Raw genomic sequence first — 20,376 nt, 5'->3', positions numbered from 1 at the left:
AATGCGCGAAATATCGGCGGTACCCCACCTCTGGAGGACGCGTTGAAGCAGAACCATGTCGTCGTGCACGCCATCGCCGCGCTCACCGTGATCGCCGGGCTCTCCGGTTGCGGTGACGACACCGGCAACCACTCCGCACACCCGAGCAGCACCGCCGCGCCGACGACATCAGCCCAGGTCGTGGCGCCGACGAGCGAGATGGCCGAACCGACCAGGGAATCGGCGACCAGCACGGCCAGGGCGACTACCCGCACGACGAGCACGACACCCGACGAGCCCGTGGCGGATGTGGACTGCGGACCGGTCACCGATGCCGTCGGCGGCACCCGCACGGTGATCGCCGTCGGCTCCCCGGACGGCAGACCCGGCTGCACCGAGGCGATCGACGTCGCGTCCACCTATGTGACGACGATCCAGCCCTCCGACGAGCTCGAGGTCGACGGCTGGGACTGCCACGCCCAACCCGATCCGGCCGTCCCGTCGATCTGCGAGAAGGACGGGCTGACCATCGCGCTGCGGGCGAACTAGATCATGTTCTTCTCGCCCATCCAGCGCATGATCGGCCAGCCGAGCGCGACGGGAATCCAGCAGGTGAGCACGCGATAGAGCAGCACGGCGGGCACCGCGATCTCGGCGGGCACACCGAATGCCGCCAGACCACCGATCAGCGCCGCTTCCACCGCGCCCACCCCACCGGGAGTCGGGGCGGCCGAGGCGAGCGTGCCGCCGATCATGGTGACGATGGTGACGGCGACGAAATCGGTTCCGCCGCCGAACGCCTCGACGCTCACCCACAGCGCGAGCGCTTTGCCGAGCGTGATCACCGCCGACCCGCCGACGATCACGGAGAACCGCTTCGGGTTGCGGGCCAGCGCGACCACCTCGCCGACCACCTCCCGGATCTGCGGCCACACCGAATGATTCACCCAGCGGCGCAGTTTCGGCACGAACATGAACGCGCCGATCAAGCCGACACCCACCCCGGCCGCCAGGTACAGCACGGTGGCGTCGGGCACGATGTGGGCGAGATTGGTCGAGGTGCCCGCGACGACGCTGAACACCACGAGCAGCACCAGGTGGGTGAGCACCTGCATGGATTGCTGCAGGGCGACGGCGCCGGTGGCCCGCGCGGTCGACATGCCCGCCTGGACGAGGAAGCGCACGCTCAGGGCGAGCCCACCGACACCGGCCGGGGTGGTGGTGGCGACGAAGGTGTTGGCGAACTGTTCGAGGAACAGGTCGCGCACGCGCACCAGCCCGTCGGCACAGGCACCGAGGGCGGCCGCCGCGCCGACATAGGTGAACGCGGTGATCACCAGGCCGAGCAGCGCCCACCACCAGTTGAGGGTGCGCAGCTGGCTGAAGAACGTGGGCACCTGGCTGAAGAACGGGTAGGCCACGTAGACGAGCGCGACGAGCAGCACCAGCTGGATCACCTGATTGCGGGTGAAGCGGGTGAGCTGTTCGGAGCCGATCCGGTCGTGACCGGTCTGCTCGCGCACTTCCTCGCGCGCGGTGGCCATCACCTTGGTCCACTGCGGAACGGTCTTGCGGATCCCGGCGGGCATGGCGGATTTGGTGAGCCTGCGGGCGGCGGTGACCACGGCGCTCTCCCCGAGCACGCCGACGGCGGCCGAGACGGCCTCGTGCTTGCCGAACAGCGCGGTGGTCGACACGAGCAGCTGGGCGATGTCGGTCTGTCGTTGGGCGTCCGACGCGCCGAATTCGGCGGCGGCGAAACCGTTGAACAAGGTGTCGCCCTGGCACACCCGCACATGGTCGGGGCGCAGATCGCCGTGACTGATCTGGTTGTCGTGCAACCGGACCAGCGATCGCCACACCCCGGGCAGTACCTGTGCCGAGAGCTTGCGCAGCGGGGTACCGCGAGGGACGGTGTGCGCGTACAGCATCCAGCCGCGGTTCAGGCTCGCCACCGCGATCTGATGCGCCGAGGCCATGCCGAGGTCGCCGATGGCGATGCCGAGCAGCGCCCGATGTTCCACCGCGCGGTGCAGCGAACCGTGCAGTGGCGCGGTCTCACTCGATCGGAAGGTGAGCCAGCGCCACAGCTGACGGATGGCGCCGAAGCTGCGCTGGTTCTTGCCGTACAGCTCGACGACGAGCTCGGATTCGGGACCGTCGACGGCGGTGGCCAGCAGCAGCGGGCCGCGCCCGGCGGGCCGGACCACCCGGAACGATCGCACCGTGTGCCCGCGTTCGGACAGCACCCGCACGGCGGCGTCGAGGGGCACCTCGAGCGCTGGCGTGCCGACCAGCCAGACGATCACCGCGCCGACCAGCCAACCGACCACGAGACCGAGCATCGCCCGGGCGGGCACCACCGAGCTCACCACCAGATGGATCGGGGCGAACATCAACAGCAGGAACCACATCCAGCGCCTCGGCCGCACCGGCAACCACGGACTCGACACCGTGAGCATGGCGGCGAGCATCGCGATCCAGCGCGGGTCGTCGAGGAACTGCGCGAGAAAGGTGTCGAATCGTTCGGGCACCGGCAGATGCCATTTGGGGGTGGAGATGCCGGACCCGGTGATCGACAGGGCGAGCACCGCGAGCAGCCCCGCCGTACCGTAGCCGAACAGCAGCTTCCACTGTCGGCGCAGGACGAGTTCGATGAAGATGGCGAATGGCAACGCCAGGATGAGCATCCCGTAGATCAGATAGACCAGGGTGGACTGATCGGGGCTGAGGAAGTCGACGATCTTGGCGACGGACCGTTCCAGGGCCAGCCACTCGGGCCGGGTGATGAGCGAACCAGCCACCACGATGCCGACGCCGGTCGCCGCCGCGACCACGCGGACGATGTCACTCGTCCGCCTGATCCTCGGCTGCAGGAGACTCCCCGTAACCGGGATCTCCCGCCCGTCGACTCGCATGAGCCGCACGATACACACCGACACGCCGTGGAACCGCCGTGACATCACCCAATCTCGTGACCAGCGTGAACCGGGTCACAGGCCGTCACATCGCGGCGCCGCGTCCCGTCCGAGAAGCAGGGAAGTATCTCACCGGAAGGAACGATCATGCAGGTTCTGCTCGCCGGGGCGACCGGTGCCATCGGCCGCCCTCTGATCCGCGCGCTCACCGCCGACGGACATTCCGTCCTCGCCATCGTGCGCAACCCGGCCAACCACGGGCTGGTGCGCGAACTCGGTGCCGAACCCGTCACCGCCGATGTCCTCGACCACGACGGACTGCTGCGCGCCCTGGACGGAATGCGCGCCGACGCCGTGATCCACCAGGCGACCGCGCTGCGTGACGCCAAGCCGCAGCGCCGCATCCCCGCCGACGATCCGACCGGGCTGTTGCGCACGGTCGGATCGGCCAATCTGCTCGACGCGGCCGAGCTCGTCGGCGCGCGACGCTTTCTCACCCAGTCGCTGATCCTCGGTTACGGCTACCGCGATCACGGCACGGTCCCGCTCACCGAACGCGACCCCTTCGGGGTGTACGACGGCGGCGTGGCCGACGAAGTGGTGCGGGCGTGCGTGTCGGCCGAAGAGCAGGCGTTCGCCGCGTCCGGGCTGGAGGCGGTCGCGTTGCGTTACGGGTTGTTCTACGGCCCCGGCGCGTTCAGCGATCTGTTCGGCGACATGATGCGCAAGCACCAGCCGGTGGGGCCGCGCGGGGAGGGCGGGGTGAACAGCTGGCTGCACGTCGACGATGCCGCCGCCGCGACGGTGGCCGCGCTGGAACGCGGGGTCGCCGGTCGCGCGTACAACCTGGCCGACGACACCCCGATCAGCTGGGGCGAGTTCTTCCGTCTGGTGCGCGACAGCAAGCAGGCACCGCGTCCGATCCGATTGCCGCTGTGGCTGGTTCGGCTCGGTGTGCCCTATATCGCCGCGCTGATGGGTGATACGACGATGCGCATCTCGAGCGACCTGGCTCGTGCGGAATTGGGTTGGCAGCCGAGGTATTCCAGTGTGGCCGAGGGACTCGCGGCGGGCTGAGCGGCTCAGGTCGCGGTGACGCGGGCGGTGACGGCGGCGCGGTCGTGGGCGGGGATCACTTCGATCTCCGGGGGCAGGGCGTGCAAACGGTGGATGGTCTCGAAGGCCACGGTGCGATCGTGGTCGGCGAATTCGCCAGGGATGGGCGCCTTCTCACGGATCAGTTCGATCTGACGGCGGCTCCACACCGCGTCGCCCGCCAGCAGGACGCGGGTGCCGTCGTCGACGGCGAGCAGCACGCCGATGCTGCCCGGCGTGTGCCCGGCCAGGTCGACGAGCAGCACCGAACCGTCGCCGAACAGGTCGTGGCTGCGACGGAAGGTGAGCACCGGTGGGCCGTCGAGTTCGTACAGGTCGAACACCCGGCCGCGCAGGGGCCCACGGGCCACGGCGAACGGGGTACCGGAATCGCCCATCGCCCAGCGGTATTCGACGCCGGGCACGCGGATCGGCACCCACCCGGGTAGTTCGTAGAGCCCGGATACGTGATCCCAGTGCAGGTGGGTCGGCAGCACGAAGTCGACGTCGGCACCGGTGAGATGGTGGTCGGCGAGTGCCTCGCTCAGCCCGCGCACCGGGTCGTCGAGGGCGACCACGTGGGCGATGGGGAAGGCGAGTTCGGGCAGCACCCGCTGGTGCACTCCGGCGCAGAGGGCGGGGTCGACCAGGAAGGTGGCCTCGGGGTGGCGGATCAGGAAGGTCGAGATGGTGAGTGGCGTGCACCCCAACGTCCGCGCACCCTCCACGACCGCCGCGGTCGGTGCCGACAACTCGGCCTGAGTGAGCGCGGTGAGCGACACGGTGTGCTGCGCCGGTGGCAGCGGCGCCTGCTCGAGGGCGGCGAGGAATCGGGTGTCGGCGCCACGCGGCCACAGCAGGCGTGGGCCCGAGGCGATCACGGCGACACCACAGGTGAGAAGCGTCGACAACATAGCTCTGTGCTCACCCATGAATGCCACCGTAGGCGATGGCGCCGAGGACCGACCACCGCAATGATCGGGCATCCACATCCAGCGAATACCGGGCTATCAGTCGGTGCGTCCCATCAGCCGATCCGTTTCGCGGCGTTCACGTTTGGTCGGTCGGCCCGCACCTCGGTCACGGCGCGGCAGGGTGGCGAGAATTTCCTTCGGCGGTGGTGGTGGGCTGCGGTCGATCAGGCACTGGGCGGCCACCGGCGGGCCGACGCGCTTGTGGATGATCTGCTCGACGACGACGATGCGCTCGATCCCGGCGTGCCGGATCCTGACCTCGTCACCGCGCCGCACCGGCTGTGCCGGTTTCACCGTCACCCCGTTGACGCGCACATGTCCGGCACGGCAGGCCTCGGCGGCCGCGGACCGGGTCTTGAACAGACGAACCGACCAGGTCCACGCATCGACGCGGGCCTGGTCGGGTGATCGTTGTTCGCTGGGGGACACCCCTAGACGATACGGCGTGCCGTCACGACGTCGTCGGCCGAAAGCTGGGTGTAGGACACCGGGGTGCCCGACTGCACGGCGTTCAGCAGCTGACCGTTACCGGCGTAGATGCCGACGTGACCGCCACCGTTGGTGATGACGATGTCACCGGCCTGCAGGTTGTCGAAGGACACGGGAGCGCCCACGTGGGACTGTTCGAAGCTGGTGCGGGGCAGCTCGACACCGGCCTGGCGGTAGGCCCACTGCACGAGACCGGAGCAGTCGAAGCTCGACGGGCCCGCGGCACCCCAGTTGTAGGAGGCACCGAGCTTGGAGCGCGCGGCGTCGAGGGCGATGTTGCCCGCGGACTGCTGCTGCTGCTCGAAGGGGTTGTCGAACTGCACGCTGGGGAGCTGCGGCGCGGCCTGGCCCTGGGGGGCGATCATGGACTGCAGCTGCTTTTCCACCTGCTGGGCGGGCTGCTCGAGCTCGGGCGGCAGATCGAAGTTGCCCAGGCCCGGGATGTTGATCGTGGCGGCCTGCGAAATCGCTGGCATCGCACCGGTTGTGGCGGCCACCGCACCCATGACGAGTGCACCCTTGACGGAATTCGGCAGACGAGAATCCCGCTGCAAGCTGTGTTTACCCACCGAGACGAGTCTCCGATCTTGCTGCTCACCCGCCGCGGCAGCTGTGTTCGCTTGGGAACGACAACTATTCGGCGGTGACCTGTGGCGCCGCTTCTCTGACGAAGCGACAGACTCCACTAAGTCACGAGAAGATTACGGCCTGTGATCCACGGTGTCCAGCGGTGCCCGCAAGTTGTTTTTCCACGCCAGACAACGCCCTGTTCAGGGGCACTGCCACGGCGTGTCGAGAGGGATGACGTTCGGATTTCCCCGAGCCGTTACAGATCGTCACGTTCGCGCAGTGCCTGCTCGAGTTCGGCGATGCGGGCGCGAGCATCGGCGAGTTCGACCTCGAGGCTGCCCAGCGCGGCGACGACCGGTCCGATGGCGACGTGGGCGATGGCCTCCACCGGGTTCATGTCGCCGGTGCCCGCCTCGAGAAAGGCGAGCACGCCCCGCTTGATGGTGTCGGCCCGGTGCGCGCCGGGCGGCACCCGCCACCCGGCGACGACGTGAGCGGGCGTGAACTCCACCCGTGCGGTGATGTCCTCGTCGCGCGATGGTTGCGCCGAGCTTGGCTCCTCGAACATCGGGCTCCGTTCTTTCTCGGGTTCGCTAGCAGTATCTAGGACACGGCACAGAGTTGCCGAGATTCTGCCGTGCACACGCGCTACGGTTGCCAGGCATGGACCCCGTGCGCAATCCCTATGCTCCCGGCGCCGGTCAGCGTCCGCCCGAATTGGCCGGGCGCGACAAGCAACTCGCCGCCTTCGACATCGTCCTGGAACGGGTGGCGCGCGGGCGACCCGAGCGCAGCGTGATGCTCACCGGATTGCGCGGAGTGGGAAAGACCGTGCTGCTCAACCAGCTTCGGTCGGCCGCCGTGTCACGCGGCTGGGGTACCGGCAAGATCGAGGCGCGGCCCGATCAGGATCTGCGCAGGCCGCTGTCCTCGGCGCTGCACATGGCGGTGCGCGCGATCGCGATGGCGCATCGCAACCCCGAACACGTCGACGATTTCCTCGGCATCCTCAAGGCTTTCGCGTTGCGCGCCACCGCCGACAAGGGCATGCGCGAACGCTGGCAGCCCGGCATCGATGTGCCCGCGGTGACCGGCCGGGCCGATTCCGGCGACATCGAGATCGACCTGATCGAGCTGTTCAAGGAGGCCGCCGCCCTCGCCGCCGCGATCGGGGTCGGTATCGGCATATTCATCGACGAGATGCAAGATCTCGGGCCCGCCGATGTGTCGGCGATCTGCGGCGCCTGCCACGAATTGAGCCAGGACGCGGCGCCGCTGATCGTGGTCGGTGCAGGCCTGCCGCACCTGCCCGCGGTGCTGTCGGCGTCGAAGAGTTATTCCGAGCGTCTTTTCAGCTATCACCGGATCGACCGGCTCGATCGCGAGTCGGCGGACCAGGCGCTCATCGCGCCCGCCGAGCGCGAGGAGGTGAAGTTCACCTCCGAGGCGCTCGATTCGCTGTACCAGCGGGCCGACGGTTACCCGTATTTCGTGCAGGCCTACGGCAAGGCCGCCTGGGATCAGGCGCCCGAGAGCCCGATCACGGCCGAGGACGTTGCCGTGGCCGCCCCGGCCGCCGAAGAGGAACTCGCGGTCGGCTTCTTCGGCTCGCGCTACGAGCGCGCGACGCCCGCGGAACGCGAGTACATGCGGGCCATGGCCGATCTCGCCGGTGACGACGGTCCGGTCGCGACGGCCGCAGTCGCGGCGGAGCTGGGTCGCAAGCCCGCCTCGGTCTCCCCCGCTCGCGACGGGCTCATCAAGAAGGGTCTGATCTACTCCGCCGAGCGCGGCACGATCGGTTTCACGGTCCCGCACTTCGGGCGCTATCTGCGCAGCGTATAGAAATCTCGCATTTTCTAGCTCATCAGCTAGATAGGAATACAGAACCCTCGCGATCGCGACTCGACCACTCTCTGCATATTTCTAGTGTGAAGCTTAGATTGGCGTAGATCTTTCTGTCATCACGAGAACCGGCGCACCGGGATCGTTTGCGCATCGGCTGAGTAACGCGAGGCATGGCCGGTTAACGGCAGGGCTACCTAGGTCGAAACACCAGCACAGCCCGCGTAAACACGTCGACCAGGAGGCCCGCCCATGACCGCCATTACGGCCGAGGCCCGCCGCTGCACCGTCGTCGCCGACGACGGCACGCCGATCGCCACCCGCACCTACGGCTCCCCCGACGCGCCGATGACCGTCGTCTTCGTGCACGGCCACTGCCTGCACACCGAATCGTGGGCCCACCTGCGCGAACAGCTGCACTCCCTGTGGCGTTCCGATACCAAGATGGTCTTCTACGACCACCGAGGTCACGGCGAATCCGGTCACGCCCACCACGACACCTACACCATCGACCAGCTCGCCGCCGACCTCGACGCAGTGCTGCGCACGATCGCACCGGCCGGGCCGGTAGTGCTGGTCGGGCACTCGATGGGCGCGATGGTGCTGCTCGCGTACGCCCGGCTGTATCCGGAGACCATCGGTACGCGCGTCACCGGCGTCGGCCTCATCGCGGGCGCGGCGGGCGGGCTCACCGAACTGGGCCTCGGCCGACTGCTCAACCGGCACGCCGTCGCCTCCCTGCAGCGCGCGGTCATCCACGCGCCACGGGTGATGCAGGCCTCCAAGCGCCTGTCCCGCTGGGTGTTCGGACCCCTGATCCGCGAGGGCCGGGAGCGCACCCGGACGACGGCGATCGCCACGGCGATCCTCAACGAGACCGCGCTGCTCACGATGGCGGGCTTCCTGAACTCGCTGCTCACCTTCGACGAGGCACACACCCTGCGCCACTTCGGCGACCTGCCCGCGCTGGTTCTCGCCGGATCGGCGGATCTGATGGTGCCGTTCACGCATTCGATCGCACTGGCCTCGCAACTGGCCGGTGCCGAACTGGTCCGGATCGAAGGCGCCGGGCACAGCGTGATCGGCGAACACCCCGAGGAGGTTGCGCAGTCCATCGCCGCGCTGGTCGAGCGGGCTGGTGTGAGCGTTCACAACCGCTTCGCGATCGCGGGCTGACATCCAACAGTTATCCAGCGGCAACCGCCGGATCCCCAGCAACTTCGGGCGTAAACCGAAAAGATCAGCTACTGTGGTGGAGATCACGTTGTGTGGTGAGTCACACAGCTCGGTGCAGCGCGGCCCGGGAGCTTTTCGGGCGTGCCCGTGATCCGGCGAGTCGGTATGCCCGCCAAATACCCAGGAGGTAACGATGACACGCAGCGATATCGCGGAACTGCGCTACGCGGTCGGCCAACTCCGGCAATCGATCGGCGCCCTGCGCTCCAACTACGGCGACGCGGCCACCGTGCGCCGACTGGAGAACGACCTCGAGCGGCTCGTCATCGACGCCGAGGACTTCGAGCAGGCGCCACCGCCGGAGCTGGCCGTCCCCCGTCGGGCGGAACCGATCTACGTCCCCGACAGCAAATCCGACGAGGCCGCCTGGATGGGCGCACAGGACGAGGGCCTCGGCTTCCACTCGCGGCCGAGGACCAAGTAGGAGCACGATCTCGGCGCGGCAGCCTCCGGGTTGCCGCGCCGACCCCTGTCAGCGATGCGCGGGCCGAGCGTACGCCCGCCCCACCGTTCAGGCGCGGTGCCGACCCAGCCGACGACCGCTGCGGACACCGTGGAACCGGGCACCACGCGGAGTCTCCACGGGCTCGTCCGACTCGGCGGATTCGAACAGTGCGGCGATGCCGTGGTCGTGGCCGAGGGCGATGGCCTCGAGGCCGAATCGTCCCCCGGTGCGACCCAGTTCGTGCAGCATCGTGGTCATGATCCGCAGGCCGGTGGCGCCGACCGGGTGGCCGAGGGCGATGTCGGAGCCGTTCACATTGAGGCGGTCGAGCGGGTCGAGTTCCCAGGCGGTGGCCAGGGCAAGCACCTCAACCGCGTAGCCCTCGTTGATCTCGAGCAGGTCGACATCGTCGAGCGTGTGACCGGTGCGGCCGAGCAGTTTGGCCACCGCGGGAGCGGCGCCGAGGGCCGGGCCCGAGGTGTCGCAGCCCGCGGCGGCCCAGCCCGCGAGGAAGGCCATCGGGGTGAGACCGAGCGAGGTCAGCCGGTCCTCGGCAACCACCAGGCAGGCCGACGCGCCGAGCCGATGGCTGCTCATGTTCCCCACCGTCACCACGCCGTGGGGCAGCAGCGGCCGCAGACCGGCGAGGGTGTGGGTCGACAGGTCGTCGCGCACGCCTTCGTCCCGGCTGATCTGGTGACCACCGTGTCCCGGCCCGACGTCGACCGGAACCACTTCCGCCCCGAACGCACCCTGGCGCCAGGCGCGCGCGGCCTTGCGATGACTGGCCACGGCGAATTCGTCGGCGGCGGTGCGGTCGATGCCGTAGTAGCCCGCGAGCCGCTCGGCATTGCGCAGCCCGTCGACGCCCCCGGGTAGCCCGGCCGGGGTGGTCACGCATTCCACTCCCCCGGCCACGACCACGTCGGCGGCGCCGGTCTGCACCATCATGGCGGCGGTGATCACGGCCTGCAGCCCGCTGCCGCCGTGCCGGTCGGTGAGAAAACCGGGCACCGCGAACGGAAGTCCCGCGCCACGCGCGGCCAGGGCGCCGACGGCGGGCACGTCGGCCAGGCCGCCGTCGACGCAGGCCATCGCGACGTCCTCGATGCGTAGCGGGTCGATACCTGACCGCTCGATCACCGCCGACAGGACCGTCGTCGCCAGCCATTCGGCGGGCATTCCCGAGAGCGCTCCGCCCTCCACCCCGCTCGGGGTGCGGACCGGCGCCACGATCGCGGCTCTTCTCATGGCCATAGAGCACCACACGTTTGTTGCACCGGCATGACGCGCGATCACAGGCGTCGCGCTGTGATGGAGATCACCGCCATACCGGTCGAATGAGTGCGTGCGACCCGGCTCTAGCGGCCGGAACACAGGCGTATGGTGCTCCACATCACAGTCCACAGCGGTGGGGAATGATTGCCGCCGCACACCTGCAGAGCAGCGAGGCATCGACCGTGAGTGCCGCACCGACCACCCCCGATACGAGGACCGGCGTCTTCAGCCGGACCAGGGCCCGAATCGCCGCGCGCACGTTGCGCACCGACCGATGGTGGCTGCCGCCGGCGCTCACCGCACTCGGCCTGACCGCGTTCGTCGTCTACGCGACGGTCAGATCCTATGTGCGCACGGCCTATTGGGTGCCGGAGTACCACTACCTGACGCCGTTCTACTCCCCCTGCCTCAGCGACTCGTGCGTGCCGGGGTCGAGCCATTTCGGAACCCCGTTCCCCGAGTTGCCGATGTGGATTCCGCTCGGGTTCGTGGTGCTGCCGTTCCTGCTCGGCTTCCGACTCACCTGCTACTACTATCGCAAGGCCTACTACCGGTCGATGTGGATGTCGCCGCCCGCGTGCGCGGTGGCCGAACCGCACGCCCGCTACAGCGGTGAGACGCGGTTGCCGCTCATCATCCAGAACGCTCACCGCTATTTCTTCTATGTGGCGGTGGTCGTTTCGCTGATCAACACCTATGACGCGCTGTCGGCGTTCCACGGCAGCGGTGGCGGTTTCGGTTTCGGCCTCGGCAATGTGGTGCTGCTGGTGAACGTGGTCCTGCTGTGGGCGTACACGCTGTCGTGTCATTCGTGCAGGCACATCGCCGGTGGCAGGCTCAAGCACTTCTCGGCCCACCCGGTGCGGTACTGGTTCTGGACCCAGGTGTCCAAGCTCAACACCCGCCACATGGCGCTGGCCTGGACCACGCTCGGCACCCTCGTCCTCACCGACTTCTACGTGATGTTGGTTGCCAGCCACACCATTTCGGATCTGCGGTTCGTGCACTGAACCGCGACAACGCGAGGAGCTTTCTTTCGATGCCAGAGGTGGAACGGCACGACTACGACGTCGTGGTGATCGGGGCGGGCGGCGCGGGTCTGCGAGCCGTGATCGAGGCGCGCGAGCAGGGCTTTTCGGTGGCGGTGGTGTGCAAGTCGTTGTTCGGCAAGGCACACACCGTGATGGCCGAGGGTGGGTGCGCGGCCTCGATGGGCAATGCCAACGAGAAGGACAATTGGCAGACCCATTTCAAGGACACGATGCGCGGCGGCAAGTTCCTCAACAACTGGCGGATGGCCGAACTGCACGCCCGCGAGGCACCCGATCGGGTGTGGGAGCTCGAAACCTATGGGGCGCTGTTCGATCGGACGCCGGACGGCCGGATCTCCCAGCGCAATTTCGGCGGGCACACCTATCCCCGCTTGGCACACGTGGGCGACCGGACCGGTCTGGAACTGATCCGGACGATGCAGCAGAAGATCGTGTCGCTGCAGCAGGAGGACTACGCGGCCACCGGGGACTACGAGTCGCGCATCAAGGTTTTCGCCGAGTGCACGATCACCGAGCTGCTCACCGATGCGGGCAGGATCGCCGGTGCCTTCGGCTACTACCGTGAGTCAGGGCAATTCGTGCTGTTCCGAGCACCCGCGGTGGTGCTCGCGACCGGTGGCATCGGCAAGTCCTACAAGGTCACGTCGAATTCGTGGGAGTACACCGGCGACGGGCACGCGCTCGCCCTGCGCGCCGGTGCGACGCTCATCAATATGGAGTTCCTGCAATTCCATCCGACGGGCATGGTGTGGCCGCCGAGCGTCAAGGGCATCCTCGTCACCGAGGGCGTGCGCGGTGACGGTGGCGTGCTGAAGAACTCCGAGGGCAAGCGGTTCATGTTCGACTACATCCCGCCGGTGTTCAAGGGGCAGTATGCCGAAACCGAGGACGAGGCCGATCAGTGGTTGCGCGACAACGATTCCGCGCGTCGCACCCCGGACCTGCTCCCCCGCGACGAGGTCGCACGCGCGATCAACGAAGAGGTGAAAGCGGGGCGCGGCACCGAACACGGTGGGGTGTACCTGGATATCGCTTCCCGGATGCCCGCCGAGGAGATCGTGCGGCGATTGCCGTCGATGCATCACCAGTTCAAGGAACTGGCCGATGTCGACATCACCGCCGAGCCGATGGAGGTGGGCCCGACCTGCCACTACGTGATGGGCGGAATCGAGGTCGATCCCGATTCCGGTGCGGCGGTCGTGCCCGGATTGTTCGCCGCCGGTGAGTGTTCCGGTGGTATGCACGGTTCCAATCGGCTCGGCGGCAATTCGCTGTCGGACCTGCTCGTGTTCGGCAGACGGGCCGGGCTCGGCGCCGCCGCGTACGTCGGTGCGCTGACGCGGCGGCCGACACCCGTCGAAGCCGATGTCGAAGCGGCGGCGACCACCGCGCTCGCGCCGTTCGATCCGGCGGAGGCCGGGGAGAACCCGTACACCCTGCACGCCGAACTGCAGGAGACGATGAACGACCTCGTCGGAATCATCCGCAAGGAGCACGAGGTGCGCGAGGCCATCGACAAACTGGCCGACCTGCGCGCCCGATACGCGCACGTCACCGTGGCGGGCAACCGGCATTTCAACCCTGGTTGGCACCTGGCGCTCGACCTGGCCAACATGCTGGTGGTGAGCGAGTGCGTCGCGCAGGCGGCGCTGTTGCGCACCGAGAGCCGCGGCGGACACACCCGTGACGACCACCCCGGCATGGATCCGGCCTGGCGCAATTCGCTGCTGGTCTGTGCGCTCGATCCCGCGCGCGCGGACGACCTGGTTCCCGGCGTCACCGTCACGCGCGTGGAACAGACTCCCATGCGCGACGACCTGCTGGCCTTGTTCGAACTCACCGAGCTCGAAAAGTACTACACCGAGCAAGAATTGGTGGCCCACCCGGCCGTCGAAGGGAAGGCGTGACCATGGGATACGACGCTCGTTTCCGGGTCTGGCGCGGTGACATCGACGGCGGCGGACTGCAGGACTACACCGTCGCCGTGAACGAGGGCGAGGTGGTGCTCGACATCATCCACCGCCTGCAGGCCACCCAGACACCCGATCTGGCGGTGCGCTGGAATTGCAAAGCGGGCAAGTGTGGTTCGTGTTCGGCCGAGGTGAACGGGCGGCCGCGGCTGCTGTGCATGACGCGCATGTCGACGTTCACGCCCGACGAGGTCATCACGGTCACCCCGATGCGCACCTTCCCGGTGGTCAAGGATCTCGTCACGGATGTGTCGTTCAACTACGAGAAGGCAAGGGAGATACCCTCTTTCGCGCCGCCCGCGCTCGGCCCCGGTGAGTACCGGATGAAGCAGGTCGACGTGGAACGCTCGCAGGAGTTCCGCAAGTGCATCGAGTGTTTCCTCTGCCAGAACACCTGTCACGTGGTGCGTGACCACGAGGAGAACAAGCAGGAGTTCGCCGGACCGCGCTACCTGATGCGTATCGCGGAACTGGAGATGCATCCGCTCGATACGGCGGACCGACGCGAATTGGCCCAGAACGACGCGGGTCTGGGCTATTGCAATATCACCAAATGCTGCACCGAGGTGTGCCCGGAACACATCAAGATCACCGACAATGCGCTGATTCCGCTCAAGGAGCGAGTGGTCGACCGCAAATTCGATCCCATCGTCTGGCTCGGTAACGCATTGTTCCGGCGATGAGGCCGTGGCTGTCCGTCACAGGACAGCCACGGTTCCCACCGCTACCGATCCGACCAGTACTCCGATGAACAGCGCCGCGAGCAACGATCCGGTGAGTACGAAGATCCCGACCGCCGATACCGCGAAAAGCAGAATCACGATCAGGCGCTCCACCCCGTCCTCAGGCGCCAGCCTCCGGTACCGGGGTGCAGTTTTCTTCAACCCTCGGTCCATGAAGAAGGATTACCCGGTGGGGGCATCCGCAAACCCTCGATCTTTGCCGAACCCTTATCGTTTCGTGATCACGGGCGATCGAACTCGCCGTCGTGGACACCCGCGGTGAATGCCGCCCATTCGCTCGGGGTGAAGATGAGCACCGGGCCGTCGGGGTTCTTGCCGTCACGCAGGGCGACATTGCCCGCGTCCAGCATGGCCACCTCGACACTCGCGTCGGCGCCGTCGCCCGCGCGCTGCCAGGTGGCGTCGCTGAGATCGATATCGCGTTTGCTGTTCACGCCAGGACCCCGGCGTCGATGCTCCGGGTGAAGGCATCCCAGCTCGGTCCGTCGAAGACCAGTGCGGGACCGGCCGGATTCTTGCTGTCACGCACGCCGACGCGCCCGCCGAACAGGAAAGCAACTTCCACGCAATCCTTGTTCGCACTGCTGCGGGTGCTCTTGAACCAGTGTGCGTCGACGAGATCGAAACTCATGCCACATACTCCTTCGCGACCCGCCGGAGCAGGTCTCTACTCGGTTGACTATCCAGCGCATGGCGCCGGAGGCACTCGTGAGCCCGGCCGTACCGTGTGACATCCGCGCGTCGTTCCAGGTAGAGGTCGCCGGTGAAGCCTTCGGCGTACACCACCGGTGGTTCGACCGGTTTACCGCTGCCATCGGTGCCGAACTCGAGAACCGTGAAAGGTCCGGTGGAGACTCCGAGCGGAACACCGGCGGCAAACGGCAGGATACGCAGTGTGACATTGCCTCTGGTACCGAAATCGGCAAGATGGCGCAACTGCGCAGCCATCACCTTGGCATCACCGACGACGCGACGCAAGACCGACTCGTGCACAACGACATCGAGTTCGGCCGGTTCGTGCTCGCGCCCGATCAGGGTCTGCCGTTGCAGCCGCAGGGCTACCCGGCGTTCGAGCTCGGCGGATGAATCAGCAGGGCAGGCAAGCTGATTCAACGTGCGCACGTAGTCCGCGGTCTGTAACAGGCCGGGGACGAGCTCGGACTGGTAGGTCTGTAGTCGGCGGGCGGAGGCTTCCAATCCGATGTAGATGTCGAAGTTCTCGGGAATGAGGTCGCCGTAGGCGTGCCACCAGCTCTTGACGGCGGCCTGCTGGGCCAGCCCGGCCAACCCGTCGGTGACCTCGCGGGGGACACCGTAGATGCGGCAGAGTTCGTTGATGTCGAGGGTGCGGATGCGGTCGGCGTGGCCTTTTTCCAGGCGTTGCAGGGTGCTCGCGCCCCATTCCATCTGTTTGGCCGCCTCGGCGATGGTCAGGCCCGCCTTGGTCCGCCATTCCCGCAGATGGCGGCCGAGTTGACGGCGCGGCAGCGTTGACGCCGCCGGAGTTCGGGTAGATGCGTTCGCCACAGCCGTGCTCCTTCGATTCGCGCTGTGGGGAATCCTGCACGCTCCCTCGGGTCCCGTGCAGTGGATTGGGAGCGATCGATCAGTGGTCGCGGTGATCGGTGACGGGAGTGCGCGGGCCGAATTTGGGTTTGTGGGCCTGCCCGCTGAGCATGAGTAGGCGCACAGCGCGATACCGGTGTGGGCGAAGAGGTTCCAGGTAGGCGACCATGGCGTCGTCGTCGATGGGGCGACCGAGCAGGCTCCAACCGACGGTGGCCGCCAGGTGGTAGTCGCCGACGGAGAGTGCGTCGGCGTCGCCGAAGGCGCGCTGCGCGGTCTCGGCCACGGTCCAGACGCCGATGCCGGGAATGCTGCGTAGCCGAGTCGCCGCCTCCCGTGGATCGACGTGGGCGGTGCGTTCGATGGCGTCGGCCACCCTGGCCGCGCGCACGATCGTCTGCGCGCGCTGTGGGCCCACATTGGCGCGATGGAATTTCCACGACGGGATCCGGCGCCAGGTGTCGGCATCCGGCGCGATCATGAGGTCGACCGGGCCGGGTGCCTTGGTGCCGAACTCGCGCACGAGCGCGCGGTACGCCGCGAACGACGACTTGGTGTGCACCTTCTGCTCGAGAATCGCCGGAATCAGCGATTCGAGCACCAGACCGGTGCGCAGCATCCGCAGGCCGGGGACGCGGCGGTGCGCCTCGACGAGCTTGGGATGTTCGGGGGCGAAATCGTCGACGTTCTCCTCGAGACACAGCATCCGCTCGAGGCCGGTGAGGAATTCCTCGGCGCCGGGGCCCCAGGCGCGGGCGTGCACCCCGTCGCGGCCGTCCTGGCTGAGCCGGTAGGTGACCGGGCCGCTCGGTAGGCGGGAGGCGTGCCAGTGCGAACCGTCGGGGTCGGTGCGATGGCAGGGATCGCCCATGCCCCGGCGCAGCGGCGCGACCGTGAGCCCCACGTCGAAGGGCCTGCTCGACCGGACCGTCCGCGACAGCCCGACCGACTCGGGGTTCAGGGTCTGGTCACGCACCGACCCATTGTGCGCCCCCGGGCCCCGCCGCCGCCATTTCGTAATATCGCCCACACCTCCGACGATGAAACACAGGTCGGCAAACAGTCGGCATCCCTCGTCACAGGAGGCAACGGATGATCACGGACGCGCTCAACTGGCTGCTCGCCGCATGGGGCAACATCTTCGCGGGCAGCTCCGGCTACCAGATCCCGCCGGGCACCCTTCCCTTCGGCAGCTGAGCTTCGATCACCGTTCCAGCAGGTATTCGGCCAGGTGCAGGCCGGGTCTGCGGGCCAGCTGGGCGGCCTGGGTGCGACAGGAGAAGCCGTCGGCCAGGAAGATCGCGTCCGGTGCGAGCGTTTCCAGCGCCGGGAGCAAGGCGTTGTTCGCCACCGCGACGGACAGGTCGTAGTGGCCCCGCTGCATGCCGAAGTTTCCCGCGAGCCCACAGCAACCGGACAGTTCCCGCACCGTCACGCCGGTAGCCGCCAGGATGGTTCGATCGGCGGTGAAGCCGCCGACCGCGTGCTGATGGCAGTGGGGTTGGACCACGACCGTGCCCGCCCGGGCGGGTGGCCGCCAGTCGGGATGCGCGAGCAGGAATTCGGCGAGCGTCCGGACCGAGGCCGCCACCCGTGCGGCGCGCGGGTCGTCGGGGAGCAGTTCGGGGAGGTCGGCGCGCAGCGTGGCGGTGCACGACGGTTCGAGGCCGACGACCAGGCCGCCGTCGGCCACGTGGGCGGCCAGTGCGTCGACGGTCGCGCGCAGGCGGGAACGGGCACCGTCGAGCTGGCCGGTGCTGATCCAGGTGAGACCGCAGCAGACGCGGGCGCCGGGGATGATGACGCGGTAGCCGAGGCCCTCGAGAAGGTGGACCGCGGCCAGCGCGTTGTCGGGGTCGAAGGTGTCGGTGAAGGTGTCGATCCAGAGCATGACCGTGCCCTGCTCGCCTGGTCGGCGGCTGTGCTCGGGCGCAGACCCCGGGCGCGGCAGCGGCTCGGTGCGCCGGTTGCCGCCGAGAGCCGACCATCGTCGGCGAAACGACGTCGGCGCGAGGACCGGCATCTCGCGACGCGGGTCGATGCCGGACAGTCGCATACCCGTTCGTCGCAGTTCCGGGCGGGCGGCGAGGGCGTTGACCAGGCGGGGCGCGCGCTGGGCGACCGCGAGCCAGCGGGGGAGCCTACCGAGGACGTAGTGGTCCACCGGGCGAGGACGCCCGCGATACCGGCGGTAGAGGGCTTCGGATTTGTAGGTGGCCATGTCGACACCTGCCGGGCAGTCCGACGCGCAGGCTTTGCACGACAGGCACAGGTCGAGCGACTCCTCGACTTCCGGTGCCCGCCAGTCCATTTCGCCGCGCACGACTTCCTGGAGGACGCGGGCGCGGCCACGGGTGGTGTCCTTCTCGTCGCCGGTGGCCAGGTACGACGGACACATGAAACCACCCGATGAGCCGGTGTCGGCTCGGCACTTGCCGATTCCTACACATCTGTGCACAGCTGTGGACAGATCACCGGCGTCGGCGTGCAATGCGAATCCGCGTGCCGGAACAGGGCTCAGACCGACCACACGCAGGTCCGCGTCGACCGGACGCGGGGCGACCAGGACGCCCGGGTTCATGATGTCGTCCGGATCGAACAGGGCCTTGAACCCCACGAAGGCGGCGCGGGCGGCCGGTGAGTACATGACCTCGAGCAGTTCCGACCGCGCGCGCCCGTCACCGTGCTCGCCCGACAGCGAACCGCCGTGGCGCACGACCAGCTCCGCCGCGTCGAAGAGGAACGCGCGGAATCGGCGCGGAGCGTCGGCGATGGGGAAGTCAAGGCGGACATGGATGCAGCCGTCACCGATATGGCCGTACAGCAGGCCGCTCACCTCGTAACTGTCCGTCAGCGAAGCGAATTCACGCAGATAGGTGCCCAGGTTCTCCGGTGGGACGGCGGCGTCCTCCCACCCCGGCCAGGCCGGTCGGCCGTCGGGGGAGCGACCGGCCAGCCCGGCACCGTCGGCCCGGATACGCCAGAGTGCCGCTGTCGCAGCGGGATCGGTGACGATGCGGTGGTCGACGGCATCGGCTTCGCGCGCGAGTCGGCGTGCGACGGCCAGTGCCTCGGCCGGTGTGGCGCCCGCGGTTTCGACGAACAGCCAACCGCGACCGCGTGGGAGCGCGGGGACCGTGCCTCGGTGCGCACGCACGACGTCGACCAGACCGGCATCGATGCCCTCCACCGCGATCGGCGCGCAGCCCATGACGGCCGCGATATCGTCTGCGGCCGAGGCGATATCGGGGTAGCCGAGCACGGTGAGAACCGTCGCGCCCGGCAGAGGCGCCAGCTCGACTTCGGCCTCGAGCAGCAGACCGCACGTCCCCTCCGAGCCGACGAGCGCCTTCGCGACCGACGAACCGCGTTCCGGGAGCAGGTGTTCTAGGTTGTAGCCGGAAGCCTGCCTGTCGAACCGGCCGAGTTCTGTCCGCAGCACCGCGAGGTTGTCGCGGGTGAACTCCGCCAGACCAGGCATCGCGGAAAGCCCTGGCGGAAAGGGCGTTCGGAGCTCGCCGCCCGGAATCGCGCTGTTGTCCCGTGCCGGGACCGAAGAGTTGCCGAAGCGACGTTCGGTGGCCGTCCCGTCGAGCAGGCGCAGTGCGCGGACGGTGTCGGAGGTCCGGCCCCACGCGAGGGCGTGCGGGCCGCAGGCGTTGTTGCCGATCATGCCGCCGAGGGTGCAGCGGTCCTGGGTGGAAGGGTCGGGGCCGAAGCGCAGGCCGTGGGGGCGCAGGTGGGCTTGGAGGTCGGACAGGACCACACCTGGCTGGACGCGGGCGGTCGCTGCCGCCACGTCGACGGCGCGCACGGCATTCATGTGGCGGCTGAAATCGAGGACGATGCCGGGGCCGATCGCGTTTCCGGCGACCGAGGTGCCCGCGCCGCGTGGGGTCACCGAGAGGCCGTTGTCGCGGGCGAAACGGAGGGTCGCGGCTACGTCGTCGTCGGCTCGGGGGAAGACGACCATGGTGGGGCGGACGCGGTAGTTGGAGGCGTCGGAGGAGTACTCGGTCAGTCGGCGGGGGGATATGTCGACTGGGCAGTCGACGTGCGCTCGCAAGGCATCGGCTGTTCGCTCTGTGTTCAGGCGCCTTGTCACGAGTCCAGCCTATTCCCGGGGTTGCCTTGCCTTGGGGTGCGGCCTCGCTCGCGGCCGGGAGGAACCACCTCGGTGTTTTGTGCACCACAAAGGTATTGGGCGGTGTTTGTT

The 20,376-nt window shown here is 68.2% G+C and carries 20 protein-coding genes; 8 read left to right on the top strand and 12 right to left on the bottom strand.

Features of this window, described 5'->3' with window-relative positions; genetic code table 11:
• The first annotated feature begins 42 nt into the window (after nt 1–42).
• Entirely contained in the window at nt 43–528 is a 486-nt protein-coding gene (locus NC7_RS28865) for a hypothetical protein (RefSeq protein WP_157101808.1), read from the top strand.
• Here NC7_RS28865 and NC7_RS02550 read toward each other — a convergent pair.
• The gene (locus NC7_RS02550; protein ID WP_067978553.1) at nt 525–2,897 is read right to left on the bottom strand and encodes a lysylphosphatidylglycerol synthase transmembrane domain-containing protein; all 2,373 of its coding nucleotides are present in this window, start codon (nt 2,895–2,897) and stop codon (nt 525–527) included. The two genes, NC7_RS28865 and NC7_RS02550, sit on opposite strands and share 4 nt — an antisense overlap.
• A gap of 147 nt (nt 2,898–3,044) precedes the next feature.
• On the opposite strand from NC7_RS02550, the gene NC7_RS02545 reads away from it, so the two are divergent.
• Nucleotides 3,045–3,974, top strand: coding sequence for an NAD-dependent epimerase/dehydratase family protein (locus tag NC7_RS02545; RefSeq protein ID WP_067978224.1), 930 nt, complete (start codon nt 3,045–3,047; stop codon nt 3,972–3,974).
• Between the two features lie 5 nt (nt 3,975–3,979).
• On the opposite strand, the gene NC7_RS02540 is transcribed toward NC7_RS02545, so the two are convergent.
• From NC7_RS02540 to NC7_RS02525, 4 genes are all read right to left on the bottom strand, one after another.
• Nucleotides 3,980–4,924 (bottom strand): MBL fold metallo-hydrolase, encoded by a 945-nt coding sequence (locus NC7_RS02540; RefSeq protein WP_236573168.1) that lies wholly within the window; start codon nt 4,922–4,924, stop codon nt 3,980–3,982.
• A 78-nt stretch (nt 4,925–5,002) separates the two neighbouring features.
• Entirely contained in the window at nt 5,003–5,395 is a 393-nt protein-coding gene (locus tag NC7_RS02535) for an RNA-binding S4 domain-containing protein (protein WP_067978220.1), read from the bottom strand.
• 2 nt (nt 5,396–5,397) lie between these two features.
• Nucleotides 5,398–5,961 (bottom strand): C40 family peptidase, encoded by a 564-nt coding sequence (locus NC7_RS02530; protein ID WP_067978219.1) that lies wholly within the window; start codon nt 5,959–5,961, stop codon nt 5,398–5,400.
• Nucleotides 5,962–6,281: 320 nt separating this feature from the next.
• Nucleotides 6,282–6,593: a hypothetical protein gene (locus NC7_RS02525; RefSeq protein ID WP_157101807.1), complete on the bottom strand. Its 312-nt coding sequence runs from the start codon at nt 6,591–6,593 to the stop codon at nt 6,282–6,284.
• 95 nt (nt 6,594–6,688) lie between these two features.
• On the opposite strand from NC7_RS02525, the gene NC7_RS02520 reads away from it, so the two are divergent.
• The 3 genes from NC7_RS02520 (at nt 6,689) to NC7_RS02510 (ending at nt 9,530) form a co-directional block, all read left to right on the top strand.
• A complete protein-coding gene (locus NC7_RS02520; RefSeq protein WP_067978216.1) occupies nt 6,689–7,870 on the top strand; it encodes a DUF8462 domain-containing protein in 1,182 nt (393 codons plus the stop codon).
• Nucleotides 7,871–8,122: 252 nt separating this feature from the next.
• Complete coding sequence (locus NC7_RS02515) at nt 8,123–9,046, top strand: alpha/beta fold hydrolase (protein WP_067978214.1); 924 nt, start codon at nt 8,123–8,125, stop codon at nt 9,044–9,046.
• 193 nt (nt 9,047–9,239) lie between these two features.
• Nucleotides 9,240–9,530, top strand: a complete 291-nt coding sequence (locus NC7_RS02510) for an Rv0250c family protein (RefSeq protein WP_067497270.1) — start codon at nt 9,240–9,242, stop codon at nt 9,528–9,530.
• An 87-nt stretch (nt 9,531–9,617) separates the two neighbouring features.
• On the opposite strand, the gene NC7_RS02505 is transcribed toward NC7_RS02510, so the two are convergent.
• A complete protein-coding gene (locus NC7_RS02505; protein WP_084457881.1) occupies nt 9,618–10,802 on the bottom strand; it encodes a thiolase family protein in 1,185 nt (394 codons plus the stop codon).
• A 167-nt stretch (nt 10,803–10,969) separates the two neighbouring features.
• On the opposite strand from NC7_RS02505, the gene sdhC reads away from it, so the two are divergent.
• The 3 genes from sdhC to NC7_RS02490 are packed head-to-tail and all read left to right on the top strand — an operon-like array spanning nt 10,970 to nt 14,534.
• Nucleotides 10,970–11,839: a succinate dehydrogenase subunit SdhC gene (gene sdhC, locus NC7_RS02500; protein WP_373861218.1), complete on the top strand. Its 870-nt coding sequence runs from the start codon at nt 10,970–10,972 to the stop codon at nt 11,837–11,839.
• Between the two features lie 29 nt (nt 11,840–11,868).
• A complete protein-coding gene (locus NC7_RS02495; protein WP_067978210.1) occupies nt 11,869–13,788 on the top strand; it encodes a fumarate reductase/succinate dehydrogenase flavoprotein subunit in 1,920 nt (639 codons plus the stop codon).
• Nucleotides 13,789–13,790: 2 nt separating this feature from the next.
• Nucleotides 13,791–14,534, top strand: coding sequence for a succinate dehydrogenase/fumarate reductase iron-sulfur subunit (locus NC7_RS02490; protein WP_067978209.1), 744 nt, complete (start codon nt 13,791–13,793; stop codon nt 14,532–14,534).
• Nucleotides 14,535–14,549: 15 nt separating this feature from the next.
• Here the strand turns inward: NC7_RS02490 and NC7_RS29950 are convergent, their stop codons facing one another.
• From NC7_RS29950 to NC7_RS02460, 6 genes are all read right to left on the bottom strand, one after another.
• Nucleotides 14,550–14,672, bottom strand: a complete 123-nt coding sequence (locus tag NC7_RS29950) for a hypothetical protein (protein WP_255285035.1) — start codon at nt 14,670–14,672, stop codon at nt 14,550–14,552.
• Between the two features lie 143 nt (nt 14,673–14,815).
• Nucleotides 14,816–15,028: a DUF397 domain-containing protein gene (locus NC7_RS02480; RefSeq protein WP_067978205.1), complete on the bottom strand. Its 213-nt coding sequence runs from the start codon at nt 15,026–15,028 to the stop codon at nt 14,816–14,818.
• Nucleotides 15,025–15,225, bottom strand: a complete 201-nt coding sequence (locus NC7_RS02475) for a DUF397 domain-containing protein (protein WP_067978203.1) — start codon at nt 15,223–15,225, stop codon at nt 15,025–15,027. Before NC7_RS02475 ends, NC7_RS02480 begins: the two co-directional genes overlap by 4 nt.
• Nucleotides 15,222–16,121 carry a helix-turn-helix domain-containing protein gene (locus NC7_RS02470; protein WP_067978201.1) on the bottom strand — a complete coding sequence of 300 codons (900 nt, stop codon included), beginning with the start codon at nt 16,119–16,121 and terminating at the stop codon, nt 15,222–15,224. Before NC7_RS02470 ends, NC7_RS02475 begins: the two co-directional genes overlap by 4 nt.
• Before the next feature lie 79 nt (nt 16,122–16,200).
• On the bottom strand, nt 16,201–17,136 hold the full coding sequence (locus NC7_RS02465; protein ID WP_067978199.1) for a DNA-3-methyladenine glycosylase family protein: 936 nt from the start codon (nt 17,134–17,136) through the stop codon (nt 16,201–16,203).
• A 228-nt stretch (nt 17,137–17,364) separates the two neighbouring features.
• The gene (locus tag NC7_RS02460; RefSeq protein ID WP_084457858.1) at nt 17,365–20,265 is read right to left on the bottom strand and encodes an FAD-binding and (Fe-S)-binding domain-containing protein; all 2,901 of its coding nucleotides are present in this window, start codon (nt 20,263–20,265) and stop codon (nt 17,365–17,367) included.
• Between the last annotated feature and the right edge of the window lie 111 nt (nt 20,266–20,376).

The sequence above is a fragment of the Nocardia caishijiensis NBRC 108228 genome (assembly GCF_001612825.1).
GTDB lineage: Bacteria > Actinomycetota > Actinomycetes > Mycobacteriales > Mycobacteriaceae > Nocardia > Nocardia caishijiensis.
Note: the sequence above shows the minus strand (reverse complement) of the source record. Positions and strands in the feature narration are given on the sequence as shown.